12 protein-coding genes are annotated in these 15,717 nt (G+C 36.8%); 8 read left to right on the top strand and 4 right to left on the bottom strand.

The window, feature by feature from the left end:
- Positions 1-2: 2 nt before the first annotated feature.
- The 3 genes from NZ923_02210 to ald are packed head-to-tail and all read right to left on the bottom strand — an operon-like array spanning position 3 to position 3,772.
- The gene (locus NZ923_02210) at positions 3-1,319 is read right to left on the bottom strand and encodes a serine hydroxymethyltransferase (GenBank protein MCS7228833.1); all 1,317 of its coding nucleotides are present in this window, start codon (positions 1,317-1,319) and stop codon (positions 3-5) included.
- 33 nt (positions 1,320-1,352) lie between these two features.
- Complete coding sequence (locus NZ923_02205) at positions 1,353-2,648, bottom strand: 4-hydroxybutyrate CoA-transferase (GenBank protein MCS7228832.1); 1,296 nt, start codon at positions 2,646-2,648, stop codon at positions 1,353-1,355.
- Positions 2,645-3,772 carry an alanine dehydrogenase gene (gene ald / locus NZ923_02200; GenBank protein ID MCS7228831.1) on the bottom strand — a complete coding sequence of 376 codons (1,128 nt, stop codon included), beginning with the start codon at positions 3,770-3,772 and terminating at the stop codon, positions 2,645-2,647. Before ald ends, NZ923_02205 begins: the two co-directional genes overlap by 4 nt.
- A 146-nt stretch (positions 3,773-3,918) precedes the next feature.
- Here ald and NZ923_02195 point away from each other — a divergent pair, with 146 nt between their 5' ends.
- From NZ923_02195 to NZ923_02175, 5 genes are read left to right on the top strand one after another with little or no spacing between them, the layout of a single operon-like run.
- Positions 3,919-6,765, top strand: a complete 2,847-nt coding sequence (locus tag NZ923_02195) for a BamA/TamA family outer membrane protein (GenBank protein MCS7228830.1) — start codon at positions 3,919-3,921, stop codon at positions 6,763-6,765.
- A gap of 18 nt (positions 6,766-6,783) precedes the next feature.
- Complete coding sequence (locus NZ923_02190) at positions 6,784-7,920, top strand: PQQ-binding-like beta-propeller repeat protein (protein MCS7228829.1); 1,137 nt, start codon at positions 6,784-6,786, stop codon at positions 7,918-7,920.
- Positions 7,917-8,651 (top strand): PEGA domain-containing protein, encoded by a 735-nt coding sequence (locus NZ923_02185; GenBank protein ID MCS7228828.1) that lies wholly within the window; start codon positions 7,917-7,919, stop codon positions 8,649-8,651. The genes NZ923_02190 and NZ923_02185 overlap by 4 nt, the downstream gene beginning before the upstream one ends.
- Positions 8,652-8,667: 16 nt before the next feature.
- A complete protein-coding gene (locus tag NZ923_02180) occupies positions 8,668-9,831 on the top strand; it encodes a hypothetical protein (GenBank protein ID MCS7228827.1) in 1,164 nt (387 codons plus the stop codon).
- 27 nt (positions 9,832-9,858) lie between these two features.
- Entirely contained in the window at positions 9,859-10,401 is a 543-nt protein-coding gene (locus tag NZ923_02175; GenBank protein MCS7228826.1) for a hypothetical protein, read from the top strand.
- Between the two features lie 188 nt (positions 10,402-10,589).
- Here NZ923_02175 and NZ923_02170 read toward each other — a convergent pair whose 3' ends face one another.
- Complete coding sequence (locus NZ923_02170) at positions 10,590-12,107, bottom strand: AbgT family transporter (protein MCS7228825.1); 1,518 nt, start codon at positions 12,105-12,107, stop codon at positions 10,590-10,592.
- A 169-nt stretch (positions 12,108-12,276) separates the two neighbouring features.
- Here NZ923_02170 and NZ923_02165 point away from each other — a divergent pair, with 169 nt between their 5' ends.
- From NZ923_02165 to NZ923_02155, 3 genes are all read left to right on the top strand, one after another.
- Positions 12,277-12,768, top strand: a complete 492-nt coding sequence (locus NZ923_02165; GenBank protein MCS7228824.1) for a cytochrome P460 family protein — start codon at positions 12,277-12,279, stop codon at positions 12,766-12,768.
- 63 nt (positions 12,769-12,831) lie between these two features.
- Positions 12,832-13,470 (top strand): MarR family transcriptional regulator, encoded by a 639-nt coding sequence (locus NZ923_02160; protein ID MCS7228823.1) that lies wholly within the window; start codon positions 12,832-12,834, stop codon positions 13,468-13,470.
- Between the two features lie 63 nt (positions 13,471-13,533).
- Positions 13,534-15,711 (top strand): S9 family peptidase, encoded by a 2,178-nt coding sequence (locus NZ923_02155; GenBank protein MCS7228822.1) that lies wholly within the window; start codon positions 13,534-13,536, stop codon positions 15,709-15,711.
- Positions 15,712-15,717: the final 6 nt, after the last annotated feature.

Genomic DNA, 15,717 nt, shown 5'->3' with positions numbered 1-15,717 from the left:
CCTCACTTAAGGCTTACACCACTTAAAGAAACAAATTCGTAAAGTGGAAACCTTTCACACAATTCCCTTACTTGTTCTTTGACTTCTTTGTAAATTCCTTCATTTCCGACGTTTGATATGACCTTGTCAATAAGTTCGGCTATATATTCCATTTCCTGTTCTCTCATTCCTCGCGTTGTCAGCGCAGGTGTCCCAAGACGAATTCCGCTTGTCACAAGTGGACTTTTATCATCAAATGGAACCATATTTTTATTAACGGTTATCCCAGCTCTTTCAAGGGCATTTTCAGCATCTTTTCCAGTGATACCCTTATTTCGTAGATCAACTAAAATAAGATGATTATCAGTCCCACCAGAGACGACATTATATCCGAGTTGAATTAATTTACTTGCCAATGCTTTTGCGTTTTTTATAACTTGTGCTGAATACTCCTTGAACTCTGGCTTTAACGCTTCACCAAAAGCAACCGCTTTCGCTGCGATCACATGCATAAGCGGTCCCCCTTGGATACCCGGCATGACAACGCCATCAATAATTTCCGACATCATACGAAGTCTATCGCCTTTGGGAGTCTTAATACCAAATGGATTCTCTTTGTCTTTATGCATCAGGATTAAACCACCGCGTGGTCCTCTTAAGGTTTTATGTGTTGTTGATGTAACTATATCGCAATAAGGAAGCGGATTATTTAACAATCCAGATGCTATCAAACCCGCTGGATGAGCAATATCTGCCATAAGATAAGCTCCAACTTTATCGGCAATTTCTCTAAAAGCTTTATAATCGTAATCTCTCGGATATGCGCTTGCGCCAACTATTATCATTTTCGGCTTCTCGCGCTTTGCAATATCTTCAATCTCATTCATATCTATCATACCGGTTTCCTTTGAGACACCATAGAAAACAGCGCGATAAAGTTTACCTGAAAAATTAACCGGCGCTCCGTGTGTCAGGTGTCCACCGTGAGCAAGGTTCAAACCCATAATCGTATCTCCCGGCTGAAGAAAAGTAAAATACGCAGCCATATTCGCTTGACTTCCAGAATGCGGTTGAACATTAGCATATTCGCAATTGAAAAGTTTTTTAGCTCTATCGCGAGCTAAATTTTCCGCAATATCAACAAATTCACACCCACCATAATATCTTTTTCCTGGATAACCTTCCGCATATTTATTTGTCATAACTGAGCCCATCGCCTCAAGGACAGCTCTTGAGACGAAGTTTTCACTTGCTATAAGCTCCAGCGTATAGTTTTGTCTCTCAACTTCGCTGGCAATTACTTCATAAATTTCTGGGTCTTGTTCCTTTAGTGAATACATGACCCTTTAGTTTAGATTTTGTTTTGAAATTTCTTATAAATAGCATCTCTTCTTTGCCTCAAACTTTAACCAATCCCTAAAATCAGGATGAGCGATCTCAATTAACGCTTTAGCTCTTTCCCTTATGCTTTTGCCGTGCAAATAAGCAACTCCATATTCTGTGACGACATAATGAACATCACCGCGAGATGTAACAACGCCAGCGCCCTCCGTTAAGGTAGGAACTATCCTTGAAATAGTTCCATTTTTCGCCGTTGAAGGCAAAGCTATTATTGGTTTCCCGCCTTTTGAGCGAGCTGCTCCACGAATAAAGTCAACCTGTCCACCTATGCCACTGTATATTTTATGTCCAATAGAATCTGAACAAACTTGACCTGTTAAATCAACTTGAAGCGCGGAATTTATCGCAACCATCTTTTCGTTTTGGCTTATAATAAATGGATCATTAACATAATCAGTTGGATGAAACTCAAAGAGCGGATTATTGTCAATGAAATCAAAAAGTTTCCTCGTCCCGAGCACGAAGCTTGCTACCACCTTGCCTCTATGTAAAGTTTTTTTCTCATTATTTACAACGCCAGATTCTATAAGTGGCAACAATCCATCGCTAAACATTTCGGTATGAATTCCGAGATCTTTTTTATCCTTCATAAAAAGCAAAACCGCATCAGGTATTCCACCAATCCCCATCTGCAAAGTTGAACCATTTTCTATTAACTCGGCAATATAGCCTGCTATTTTTCTGTGAAGGTCAGTTATCTCTTCCTTTGGGAGCTCAAACAATGGTCTGTTTGATTCAACGAAATAGTGAATTTTACTCACATGAATGAAGCTGTTCCCAAGCGTCCTTGGCATATTTGAATTCACCTCAGCAATTACAACCCTTGCGGTTTCAGCTGCAGCTTTCGTGCATTCAACACCAACGCCGAAACTACAGAAACCATATTCATCAGGCGGCGATACAGTTATCAAGGCAACATCAATTTTATATTCACCGCTATAAAATAACTTTGGAATTTCTGAAAGGAAAATCGGAACAAATTCAGCTCTTCCATCATTTACCGCTTCCCTTACATTTGCACCTGTGAAAAATGCACGATGCCTAAAATGCCCTTGCATCTCCGGATTCACATAAGGTGCTTCGCCAAATGTTAAAATATGCGAAATTTCAACATTTTCAAGTTCATCTTTCCTTGCAACGAGAGCCTTTATTAAAGGCTCAGGAGTAGCACATCCGGGATGAACCCAGACTTTGTCCCCAGATTTTATGACTTTTACTGCTTCTTCTGCTGTTACGGTTCTTTCTTTAAAGTGCTTTGTCCAGCTCATATCAGTTCTTCTATTTTTTTATATTCAAGATTAAAAATGTCTGCAATATTTTTATTCGTGCAATAGCCAGCATAAGTATAAATTCCCCGACCGAACAATGGATTTTCCTTCAATGTCTGCGGAATACCTTTTTCAGCGATCTCAAGTATATATGGCAAACTCACATTCGTCAAAGCATGCGTTGCCGTTCTTGCGACATTTGAAGCCATGTTTGGAACACAATAATGAATAACACCATACTTTACGAAAACAGGATTTGCAATAGTTGTTGGTCTGCTGGTTTCAACACAACCTCCTTGATCAATTGAAACATCAATTATAACTGAACCAGGCTTCATTTTTTTAACCATTTCTTCAGTGACAAGCTTTGGCGTTAAAGCACCATGAATTAAAACAGCCCCTATGAGAACATCAGCAAATTGAACTGCTTTCTCAATGTTATAAACATTTGCAATAGCTGTTTCAACTCTTTTACCAAACAACTTCTCAACTTCCCTCAATTTATCAATATCTTTGTCAAGAACCATCACATGCGCACCAAGACCAAGAGCTGCTCTTATCGCATTCTGTCCAACGACGCCTGCACCAAGTATAACGACAGTTGCTGGTGGAACTCCGGGAATTCCACCAAGTATTATTCCACGACCCCCATCTTCATTTTGAAGATATCTTGCAGCGACAACTATTGCCATTTGTCCCGCTATCTCGCTCATTGCTTGAAGTATAGGCAATCGTCCATCTGGTAGCTCAATTATTTCATATCCTATTGCTGTTACTTTTCTCTCAAGCAAAATTTCAATAAACTTCTTAGGTGCCACAGCAAGATGTAAAAATCCAAACAAAAGATGCCCATCACATAGAAAATCATAATCTTCTTCCGTCGGTCGTGCAACTTTCACGACCATTTGTGCTCTCTTATAAACTTCCTCTCGGGAAAAAACAATCTTCGCCCCCATTTTCTCATACTCCGCATCACTAAAGCCACTATATTCTCCTGCCGAAGATTCAACATAAACCTCATGGCCACGCTCAACGAGTGCTTTTACCCCTGCTGGTGTAAGGGCTACCCTTCTTTCCAAAATTTTTTGGGCGTCGCTACTTTCCTTCGGAATTCCAATGTTCATGGCTACTTACAGTAATGTTTTTGATTTTTTCTTTACAAATATACTAAAAACTTTCCGCAAAAACATATTAACACATCTGAACTTGACTAAGTCCCAAAGCGTTTTTAAATTTGAAGTAGGTTCCAAATAAACTTCGTCCGAAAGCCATGAAAAAAACGATAAATTTAATTCTTATTTCTCTCTTCCTTTACTCCTCCTGCCTTGCACAATGGTATTATTTTGGGCGAAACAAGGTTCAATATACGGAGTTTCAATGGGATGTGCTCAAAACCGAACATTTTGATATTTATTATCATCCTGAGATGAAAGACCTCGCTGAAAGAGGTGCATACTTTGCGGAAGAAGCATACGCAGAACTTCAAGAAAAATTCAATATAAACATTTTAAACAAGATCCCGCTTGTCTTTTACAGCTCACACTTATACTTCCAGCAAACAAACACCACCCCAGGGCTAATTCCAGAAGGAGTTGGTGGATTTTTTGAATTCATAAAGGGAAGAGTTGTCATACCATTTGACGGCTCAATCTACCAATTTAAACATGTGATAAAGCACGAGCTTGTTCATGTCTTCACACTTCACAAAATCCAACGCGTTCTTAAAGACCGAAGACAACCCTCTGACAGAATGCCACCTCTATGGTTTACTGAAGGACTCGCCGAATTTTGGTCTACAAAATGGGACAATCAAGCCGAGATGCTTTTAAGAGATGCTGTCCTAAACGACTACATCGTCCCTTTATCTGAAATGGATAGAATCTACGGAACCTTTCTGATGTATAAAGAAGGTCAAAACATCCTTGAATACATCGCTGAAAAATATGGTGAAGAAAAAATTTTGCTACTACTTGAAAACTTTTGGAAAGCAAGCTCCTTCGAAAAAGTTTTTGAACTAACGATCGGAAAAAACTACAAACAATTTGATGAGGAATGGCTATATCACCTGAAGAAAAAGTATTACCCATTGCTTAAATACAATGACCCACCAAGTGCCGTATCTAAACCGATCATAGTTGAAGGATTTAACATGAAACCAGTTTTTCACAAAGACGGCGATAAAAAAGAAATTTTCTTTGTTGGAAATATAACAGGATATACGAACATTTATAAAGTTGAACTCAAAGCAAACGCCAAACCCAAAGTAGTCATAGAAGGAGAACGCTCAGATAATCTTGAAGCTTTTCATCTTTTTAGAACCAAAATTGACATCAAAAAAGATAAACTTGCTTTTATAACAAAAGCAGGCGACCACGACGCAATACATATCTATGATCTAAAGGACGGAAAAATTGTCAATACATTCCAATTTAATTCCCTCGTGATGATAACCTCACTTTCTTTTTCACCCGATGGAAACAATCTGGCTCTGACGGCAATTGATAAATCTGGATACAGCGATATCTACATCTTCAACATCCAAACGAAAGATTTAAAGAAATTAACAAACGATTTTTATGATGACCGCGAAGTCGCATGGGCGCCAAACGGGGATAAAATTGCTTTCATCTCGGATAGAACAAACTTCGGGATTGACGGAAAATATAACATCTTTACATATGATGTTAAAAATGATAAAATTGAATATCTCGTCTATGGCAATTTCTCCTGTGCCTCGCCCTCTTGGTCTCCAGATGGTAAATTCCTCGCGTTCGTTGCAGATATTGATGGAACCCAAAACATTTGGATAATTGATCTATCACAGAAAAAATTTGTAGCTGAAGCTGATGGCTCCTTAATATCCGATGGATATGAATCACTTGAAATAAAGCAAATTACAAACCTGACCACTTCTGCATTTGATCCGGTTTGGACAGATGATGGAAGAATAATTTTTGTCGCTCTTGAAAATTTGAAATTTCAAATAAGAATGATTGACTATGTCAAAGAAAAAATTGAAAAACCGAGTTTAACCTTGAAAATAGATCTCAATGAAATTGACAAAACCCACTGGGACACGCCACGAATTCACGGGATTCAAAAAGTAAATGTAGCCACATATCGCGGTAAATATGATCTTGACATAGCCCAAAGCCAAATATCAACTGATCCGATATTTGGAACCGTCGGAGGTGCTGCAATTGCCATAAGTGATCTTTTGGGAAACGAGAGATATTACTTTCTTGTCTACAACACCGCCCAAACGAGAGATGAGATTTTGAAAAGTTTTAACATAGCGATATCACGAGTTTCCCTCAGCAAGAGAACCAATTTTGCTTATGGAATCTTTCACTTCGCTGGAAGAAGGTACGATCTTACAGATCCAGATCTCTTTTATTACGAGAAAGCGTATGGCGGATACTTTGCGCTTAGCTATCCGATTTCCGTCTTCAGAAGAATTGAAGCAAGTATTATGCTAAACCGTTCGGATAAAGCGATAATTTTTGGATTCGGTGAAAGGAAAGCAATGCTTCTCTCAAACTCGCTTTCTTATGTTTTTGATAATTCGCTCTGGTCTTCAACAGGTCCAATTGACGGGAAAAGATTTAACATCACGCTCGCCTACACGACAGATATCCAATTTTCAAATGTTAACTATTATACTTTAATCTTTGACTACAGACATTATTTCAGATTATCAACGCGATCTGCATACGCTGTTAGATTGACACTTTTTTATAACGAAGGCAAAGAAGCAAGAAGATGGTTCATGGGAGGAAGCTGGGACTTAAGAGGTTACGAAAGATGGTCAATAAGAGGTAAAAAACTTTGGCTTGTAAGCCAAGAGTTAAGATTTCCATTCATTGATAAATTTGATATAAAGTTTCCGTTTGGTGGAATTTTCATCGGCTCAATACGAGGCGCTTTATTCTTTGACACTGGAAACGCTTGGGATAACAAATATACAGAAACACTCGGAAGCTTTGGATTTGGGATAAGATTTAACATCGGTGGAGTTCTCGTGTTAAGATATGATGTCGGGAAAAGAATTGAAAATAATCTTTCAAGAATTCAAAAATCATTTTTCCACCAGTTCTTCTTCGGATGGGACTTTTAAAAAAATCAACACCATGGCATGAGAAAAATCTCTTTTCTACTATTAATCTTTGCTTCGTGTGCATCTTTTAAACTTGAGAAAAGTATAGTGACGAGGGAATTTGATTGGATTCAGTATGGCAATTCACCGCAGAATTTGAATGTTTCTTACTTTAACATTGCACCTCCGTTCCAACTTGCTTGGAAATATAACGCAGGCGCTGGATTTTCATATAGCCCCATTGTGATTGCTGATGGAATTTTATTCGTCGCAACGCTTGCTGGAGAAGTTCAGGTAATTGATATTGAAACCGGCAAAAAAATCGGCTCCATTGAATCCGAATCTTCAATATCGGCAACACCAGTGATTTATAAAAATAGATTAATACTTCCAAGTGCACATGGAAAAAATACGCTTGAATTAATTGACATAAATCTCGGCAAAACTATATGGCGTGAAAAAATTGGCGGTATTGAATCATCCCCTCTGCTTGTTAATGACAACATAATCATTGCTACAATTGATGGTTCCGTGATAAACTACCGAATAAAGCATGACATACTTGAAAAATTGTGGGAATATAAAGTTCAAAAACCGATCCGTTCAACTCCTGCTTCAGATGGAAAAAATGTATTCTTTGCTTGCGATGATGGAAATGTTTATTGCCTTGATCTTGAAACTGGAAAATTGCTTTGGAAATTTGATTCTAAATCTTCCGTATTCGCACCTATTTCTGTCTCAGAAGGAAAAATCTTTTTTGGAACATTGAACGGTTCATTTTACGCTTTGAATTCAAAAAAAGGCGATGTTGAATGGAAATTTCAAACTAATTCAAAAATTTACAGTGGCTCTGCGATCAAGGACTCAATGATATTTTTCGGGACAGCTTCAGGAAAACTTTACGCATTGAACAAGAAAACTGGAAATATGCTCTGGAACTTCAAAGCAAAAAGTGTGATAAATTCATCACCGCTCGTTTCAGACGATGTCGTTTTCTTCGGTTCACTTGATAAAAATATCTACGCAGTTGACATTAAAAATGGAAAACTGCTCTGGAATTATGAAACAGGCGGGAGGATAAAATCAACGCCCGTCGTCTGGAAAAATTACTTATTCGTTGTCTCCGAGGACAGGTTCATCTATGCCTTTAAAACAAAACAAATGAATCAAGAATGAAAATTTTAATCTTTCTTTTCTTCACAATTCAACTCGTTTTATCACAAGAGAAGTATGGCTTTGTAAATATAAATACTGAACCAAACGGGGCTTTTGTTTATATTGACTCTGAACTCGTTGGACGAACCCCAATTGTGAATTTAAAAATCAAAGTTGGCACATATACACTTAAAATTAAGAATCCGGAATTATCCGATTGGCTTGAGCAGGATATAACTCAAAAAATTGAAATCAAAGAAAACGATACTTTAAATCTTTCATTGACATTTGAAAAATTCATCAAGATCAGCTCAAATCCCTTTTCAGCGGACATTTTCCTTGGAGATTCAGTCATTGGAACGACGCCAGCAATTTTAAAACTTAAAAATCTACTCGGCAAAACTTTAAAAATTACAAAGAAAGGTTATAAAGATGCCGAAGTTTTTGTAGATGGTAAAACACAAAAAATTGAGGTTAATCTCACGCCACAAAATGGAATAGAAACCGAACTTAGAACCGAGCCAAAGGATAAATTGAAAACCGTAATTCCAATAGCTGGAGCAAGCGTAGCAAGTGGAGTTATTTCGGTATATTTTAAATCAAAAGCTGATAAACTATATGATGAGTATTTAAAAACCGGCGATATTAGTAAGTTAAACGCTGTAAGAACTTACGATAAAATCGCTGGACTTACACTCATAATTTTTGAACTGACCACTGCAATCGCAGTTTATATATTGTTGAAAGATTAAAAAATGAGTCAAAAAAATGCACAGGATCAAGACAATGAAAGGGATAATTTTAACTTTGCTTGTCTTTTCGCTTATTTTCTATAGCCAAAGTTTCTCTCAAAATGTTATGAAAGAAAATGTCAAATTTCTCCTTGACTGCTGGAAATATCACTTCGGCTGGAAAACGCTTGGCGGAGGTTATATAAGACATATTCTTCTTTTTACAGATACACACATTGTTAATTTAGAAACAAACCAAATTTCAAATCAACCTGGATATTCGGTCAGCGCTTCTGGGTTTAAAATTGAAGATGATAAAAATTTAAATGAAGCCATATTTTTTGGAATAATAGAAATGACCCTTGTTGAAATTTTAAAAGGAGTTTTGGGATCACCTGAGGAAAAAATGAGCGAAGAAGTTAAAAAAGCAATTAATTTAGCTTCTGAAAAACCGACCGTTGAAAATTTAATCAACGCTCTAAATCAAGTCGGTTTAAAAAGCCAGCTAAAAGAAACTTACTCATATGCCGAAATTCAAAATCCAAAGGTTGAAAGAAGGAAAGACGAAATTCACTTTAAATTCAAATTTAAAAATAAAGATCAAAATTACATCTCACGCTACGACACGCCAGATAAACTTGACAAAATTGAAACGATCTTAAAAAAACTGCTGGAATATCCCGAAAAAAATGATGCTAATAGTATAAATTATTTATCAATTTACACCCGCGATGACAAAGAAGAGACGACTAAATTTGCGAACCAAGAAAAATACGCAAAGCGTAGCTATTTCATTGAGATATTAGGTCAAGGTCTTACGATTTCTGCCAATTACGATTACAGATTTCGTCAAAATTTAAGCTATAGAATCGGTGTTGGTCTGTTACCAGCTCCATTTTTTATTCTTCCCTCAATTCCAGCTACAATTAATTTCCTAACCGGACCTGAAGGTTCACATCATTTTGAATTTGGTGCTGGAGTTACCTTTTTCTTTATCTATCCTCTACCAACTGCAAACATAGGATATAGATTTCAACGAAAAGAAGGTGGAATTTTTTTCAGAATTAACTTTACACCAATTTATGATGTTTATTCAAAAGGGGATAACGGATTAAATCAATATCTTTTCGGTCCAGGTAAAAAATCACCAGTTGTATTATTAGGTGGGATCTCCATCGGCTACACAAGGCGTGTTAAATGAAACCATGAAACAAAAGGGGATAAAGCCATGCGCAAAAACATTTATTATGCTATCTTCCTATTTTTGCTTATCGTCGTATCTATTTTCCCTAATGGCGCTTTTTCGCAAGATTATACAGACATATTGCCTCATAAATCGGAAAAAACCTCCGAGGAAGATGAACACGCCAAATCGTCCGTTTATCTTGAAATACTTGGTCAGGGTTTATATTTATCAGCTAATTACGATTACAGATTTAAACCAAATTTAACTGCAAGGATAGGAATTGGAACTGCGCTTTTAGCGTTTTCATTTCCAGCAACGATAAATTACTTAACATTTCCTGAATCTTCGCATCATTTAGAAATCGGTGGAGGATTTATCATCGCTCGTGGAGGTTTTGATAACGATGAATCCATTATTTTGCCAACCGCAAACATAGGTTATAGATTTCAACCTAAAAAAGGTGGACTCTTTTTCCGCATTGCTTGGACACCTCTCCTATCTTTTCTAATTCACGAAGAAGAAAAGGATGATATTCTTGAAAGATTAATCTGGGGTGGAATCTCCATTGGTTATACATTTCGTTGAAGGACATCACAAAGAACATACAGCGAGACAATTTTAGTAAAATTGTGGATTTACTTTTTCAGAAATTTAAAATTGTCGCATTGTTATAGTTTGAAATGTTTTCACTATTTAATCATGGCAAATGAAATTTTCACATTTAAACAGTTCTACGACGAAAATAAGCAAACAAAAATCTGTATTTGAATAAATCACTCGCTCAAATAAATTCTTGCTCCTGGTCCAACTGGTATTTCAAGCAAAAACCATACTACAAAAAGTGAAGTCCAAACGATGAAGAACACAATTGTATAAGGAAGCATAGTTGCTATTAGCGTCCCTATGCCAGCTTTTTTGTCATATTTATTCATAAAGGCAATTATCAAAGCGAAATAAGACATCATTGGTGAAATTATATTTGTCACGCTATCCCCTACCCTGTAAGCTGCTTGAACTATTTCTGGAGTATAACCAAGTAGCATAAACATCGGGACGAAAACCGGAGCCATAATTGCCCATTTTGCTGAAGCACTCCCCATGAAAAGATTTATAAATGCAGAAACTGCAATAAAGGAAATAAATAAAGGTATTGAACCAAGACCCGACGCCTTTAGAAAGTTAGCCCCTTCCACTGCGATTATTAAACCCAAATTTGTCCAGTTGAAGAAAGCAACAAATTGTGAAGCAAAGAATACAAGAACTATGTATGAACTTAATGTTTCCATTGCTTTGCTCATTCCTTTGATAACATCTGAATCCGACCTTATCGTTTTTGCTCCGATGCCATACGCAATGCCCGTAACTAAACCAGCTAGGAAAATAAAAGAAACTATTCCCCTTAAAAATGGAGATCTTAGAAACTCACCAGATTGTTGATCACGAAGAAATCCATTTTCAGGCAGTAGACCTATCAAGATAATCGCAATAAGTATAATAACAGAAATTGTTGCATAAATTAAACCTCTTTTTTCATCCTTTGTAAGTGGCTTAATTTCTTCTACTTCAGAACTATTTTCATAATCTCCCAACCTTGGAACAATTATTTTTTCTGTCACTATCGTTCCTGCGATAGTGATGAAAAAAGTTGAAACAGCCATAAAGTAATAATTTGCTGTTGGATTAACCTCATATGTTTTATCAATTATGCGCGCCGCTTCTTGTGTTAAGCCAGCAAGCAAAGGATCAATAGTCCCAAGAAAGATATTGGCACTATAACCTCCCGAGACACCAGCAAATGCAGCTGCAAGACCAGCAATTGGATGTCTTCCCGCTGCAAGAAAAATAGTGCCAGCCAATGGAACTAAAAGAACATAACCTATTTCGCTAGCTGCGTTTGACAGAACGCCGAGGAAAACGATAACAGGCGTTAGAAGCTTTTTCGGTGATTTAACAACTACAAGACGAAGCAAAGTCCCTATTAAACCACTATGTTCAGCAATTGAAATACCCAACAAAGCCACTAAGACAGTCCCAAGTGGAGCAAACGAGGTGAAATTATTAACCAGATTAAGAATAATTTTGTGCAATCCCTCTACTGATAACAAGTTCACAGGCTTTATCTCCTTACCTGTCCCTGGATGAATAACCGATAAATTCAGAACACTTGCGAGATAAGATATCAAAATTACAAATAAGGAAAATATGGCAAAAAGAGTTGCAGGATGAGGCAGTTTGTTTCCCACCTTTTCAATAAATCTCAGAAATCTTTCAAAGAGTCCTTTGCTTTTCACTTTTTTTGAGGTGTTTTTGTTAAAAAATTACAAAAATCGTCATAAAAACCAAATCCATAGATCCAAATCAAAAGCTCAAATTCCTTGAGCTAAGCTTGACTTTTAAACATCAAATCATTATATTTGTTAGGAATCCTAACTATTTTAAAAACAAAATTATGGTGGAGCCATGATTAGAAAAGCGATTTTGATTTTGGGCATCGTTTTAAGCGTGATTTCATTTTTATTTATCAATCTTACTGCTCAATCAAGTTCAAGTGTTCCATATCCGGAGGGATATCGGAATTGGGTTCATGTGAAGTCAATGATTATTTTGCCAGGGCATCCGCTTTATGAAGCATTTGGTGGAATTCATCATATATACGCTAATGATAAAGCAATTCGTGGTTATAAAACTGGAAAATTCCCAGATGGTTCAATTATCGTCTTTGATCTGCTTGAAGCAAAGTTTGAAAACAACACTTATGTTGAGGGCTCAAGGAAGGTTGTTGGGGTAATGTATAAAAACTCAAGAAAGTTCAAATCAACTGGTGGATGGGGCTTTGAAGCTTTCAAGGGCGATACAAGAGAAAGAGTGGTGAAAAACGCTGAGCAGGATTGTTTCTCTTGCCACGCATCTCAGGAATCGTCCGATTTTGTTTTTAGTCAGTATAGAAAGTAAATTAAAATGAAAAACTTGGCGGGGCTTTTTAGACCCGCTTCGGAAAATTAACATCTTTAAAATATGTCATCTGTTTTTGATCCGACAGAACAAAATAAAAACATTGATGCGAAAATCGTCGCCGGGCTTGAAAGAATATCAAGAGTTTTCAGAGTTTTGTTATGGGATATGGCAAAGAAAGAAAATTTGAGCCCAATCCAAATTCAATTTTTAATTTATCTACTTTACAACAAGCCATCAAGAAGGAACATAACATCTATATCCGAAGAATTTAATCTCACTAAAGCAACAGTAAGCGACGCAATCTCATCGCTTGAGAAAAAGAATTTAATTAAAAAAGATAAAGACATAGGCGATAAAAGGAGCTCAATAATCAAACTAACCCCAAAAGGTAAAAAGGTCGCAAGCCAGCTTTCAACTTGGACTGATGTTCTGAGAAACAATTTGAAGAAATTAAATCAAAGGGAAAAAGAGACAATACTTGAGTTTATCTTGAAATTCATAGAGTCACTTTATGATGCTGGGGTTATAACGCTTCAACGAATGTGTTTCTCATGCGTTTATCTTAAAAAAGACTCAAGCCCACACTCCAATCCCACTTACTACTGCAATTTCCTCGCCAAAACTTTATCTATATCTGAACTTCGTCTTGACTGTGACGATTACGAACCAATCACATTGGGGAAAAACGACCACACTTGAACTTTTTAAAATTTTGAAGTAACATTATATAAAATTTTGAAAAACAAAATCATCGCTTTTGAAATGAAAAGAACCAAACTTTCATTCATCGCGATTTTAATTCTTATCTTCATCCTTCCCTCACTCGCCCAAAAAAAGTTAACACTTGAAGACATCTTTAAAACCACGAAATTTAGAACCAATTTCCTTTCAAAACAATGGCTTTCAGATGAAGACGCTTATACGACGCTAAAATACGATACCGTTTCAAAATCAACCGCAATTTATAGATACGACCTGAAATCAGGAAGGGAAGAAAAAGTTGTAACTTATGCGGAACTTGATAGACAAGTTGAAAACTTTTCAAAAAATGTGAGCGCTTACTTTTTCTCGCCAAACAAAAAGTATATTCTTTTTACAGGAAGTTTGCCAGCGAGAAGATTAAAAACCGGGGGGAATTTTTATCTTTACGATCTTCAAACAAAAACATTGAAGCAAATAACCAACACAGATGAGCAACAAGCAATTATAAAATTCTCGCCAGATAGCAGGTTCATAAGCTTTGTAAGAAACAACAACATTTTCATTTATGAAATTTCAACCGGTAATTTCAAGCAGCTTACCTTTGATGGTTCAGAGACAATTTTAAATGGGCTCTTTGATTGGGTTTACGAAGAAGAGTTTAGCATAATTGATGGTTATGAGTGGTCACCTGATGGGAAACATATCGCCTTCTGGCGACTTGATCAATCAAATGTTCCTGTCTTTAAACTCATTGATTATGAACCAACATATCTTAAAGTTATAGATCAACGCTATCCATATGCTGGTTATCCAAATTCAATCGTCAAAATTGGAATTGTCAACATTCAAACGGGCGAGACAAAATACATTGATTTTGGAAACGAAGATATCTACATCGCAAGAATCAATTGGACGACCAACCCTGATGTCTTTTTCTACCAAAAACTTAACAGATTACAAAACAGGCTTGAGCTCATATCATACAACATTAAAACTGGTGAACAAAAATTAATTTTAACGGAAGAATCAAACACTTGGGTTGATGTTCACGACCATTTAACATTTCTAAAAGATGGACAACACTTCATCTGGTCAAGTGAAAGGGATGGTTGGCTCCACCTATACCTTTACAGAATTGATGGGAAACTCGTAAATCAGATCACAAAAGGTGAATTTGAAATTGAACAACTCTGCTTCGTTGATGAGAAAAATAAGAAAATTTACTATACCTCAACAGAAGTTTCGCCTCTGGAAAGACATTTATATGTGATTGATTTCAAAGGCACGAACAAAAAGCGTCTAACTCTTGAATCGGGTTGGCATAACATTGACTTTTCACCATCGGGAAAATTTTATATTGACAACCACTCTACGATCACAAAGCCACCGAAATGGAAACTTTATGAAAGCACTGGTAAATTTGTAAGAACTCTCGTTGATAACCCAGATGACATTCTTGCAGGCTATGATAAAGGCGAAGTCACATTTGAAGTTGTTGAGACAAGCGATGGGGTGAAACTTAATGCATGGATGATAAAACCAGCAAATTTTGATTCAACCAAAAAATATCCTGTTCTTTTCTATGTCTATGGAGGACCTGGAAGTCAAACCGTAAGAAACGCTTACCTTGGGAACTATGCTTGGTATCAATATCTCGCGCAAAATGGATATATAATCTTTAGCGTTGATGGTCGCGGAACAGGTGCAAGAGGAAAAGCATTTAGAGATGTTATTTATAAAAATCTTGGCTATTACGAATCAAAAGATCAAGCAGAAGCTGCGCTTTATCTTATCAGAAGATACAAATTTGTTGATAGCTCAAGAATCGGGATATGGGGTTGGAGCTACGGCGGATATATGTCAAGTTTAACACTTTTTAAATTCGGAGATATTTTCAAGCTTGCCGTTGCTGTTGCACCTGTTACGACATGGAGATTATACGATACCATTTACACTGAAAGATACATGCAAACTCCTGAACTCAATCCAGAGGGATATGAGCAAAGCTCTGTGCTAAAATATGTTGATGGTTTGAAGGGGAAATATCTCGTAATTCACGGCACAACTGATGATAATGTCCACTGGCAGAATACAATCCAACTTGTTGATAGGCTTCAAAAAGCAGGAAAGCAATTCAGCACGATGTTTTACCCGAACAAAGACCACAGCATAGCTGGGAGGGAAACAAGGTATCATCTATTCACACTGATAACAAACTTTATACTTGAAAATCTATAAGCGATT

The sequence above is a fragment of the Candidatus Kryptonium sp. genome (assembly GCA_025060635.1).
GTDB lineage: Bacteria > Bacteroidota > Ignavibacteria > Kryptoniales > Kryptoniaceae > Kryptonium.
The sequence above is the reverse complement of the archived record's forward strand: the minus strand, read 5'-3'. Positions and strand labels throughout refer to the sequence as shown.

What these genes read in the sequence shown, in the direction of transcription:
- NZ923_02210 (MCS7228833.1), bottom strand. Translation starts at nt 1,319, where the DNA reads ATGTATTCACTAAAGGAACAAGACCCAGAAATTTATGAAGTAATTGCC.
- NZ923_02205 (MCS7228832.1), bottom strand. Translation starts at nt 2,648, where the DNA reads ATGAGCTGGACAAAGCACTTTAAAGAAAGAACCGTAACAGCAGAAGAA.
- ald (MCS7228831.1), bottom strand. Translation starts at nt 3,772, where the DNA reads ATGAACATTGGAATTCCGAAGGAAAGTAGCGACGCCCAAAAAATTTTG.
- NZ923_02195 (MCS7228830.1), top strand. Translation starts at nt 3,919, where the DNA reads ATGAAAAAAACGATAAATTTAATTCTTATTTCTCTCTTCCTTTACTCC.
- NZ923_02190 (MCS7228829.1), top strand. Translation starts at nt 6,784, where the DNA reads ATGAGAAAAATCTCTTTTCTACTATTAATCTTTGCTTCGTGTGCATCT.
- NZ923_02185 (MCS7228828.1), top strand. Translation starts at nt 7,917, where the DNA reads ATGAAAATTTTAATCTTTCTTTTCTTCACAATTCAACTCGTTTTATCA.
- NZ923_02180 (MCS7228827.1), top strand. Translation starts at nt 8,668, where the DNA reads ATGCACAGGATCAAGACAATGAAAGGGATAATTTTAACTTTGCTTGTC.
- NZ923_02175 (MCS7228826.1), top strand. Translation starts at nt 9,859, where the DNA reads ATGCGCAAAAACATTTATTATGCTATCTTCCTATTTTTGCTTATCGTC.
- NZ923_02165 (MCS7228824.1), top strand. Translation starts at nt 12,277, where the DNA reads ATGATTAGAAAAGCGATTTTGATTTTGGGCATCGTTTTAAGCGTGATT.
- NZ923_02160 (MCS7228823.1), top strand. Translation starts at nt 12,832, where the DNA reads ATGTCATCTGTTTTTGATCCGACAGAACAAAATAAAAACATTGATGCG.
- NZ923_02155 (MCS7228822.1), top strand. Translation starts at nt 13,534, where the DNA reads ATGAAAAGAACCAAACTTTCATTCATCGCGATTTTAATTCTTATCTTC.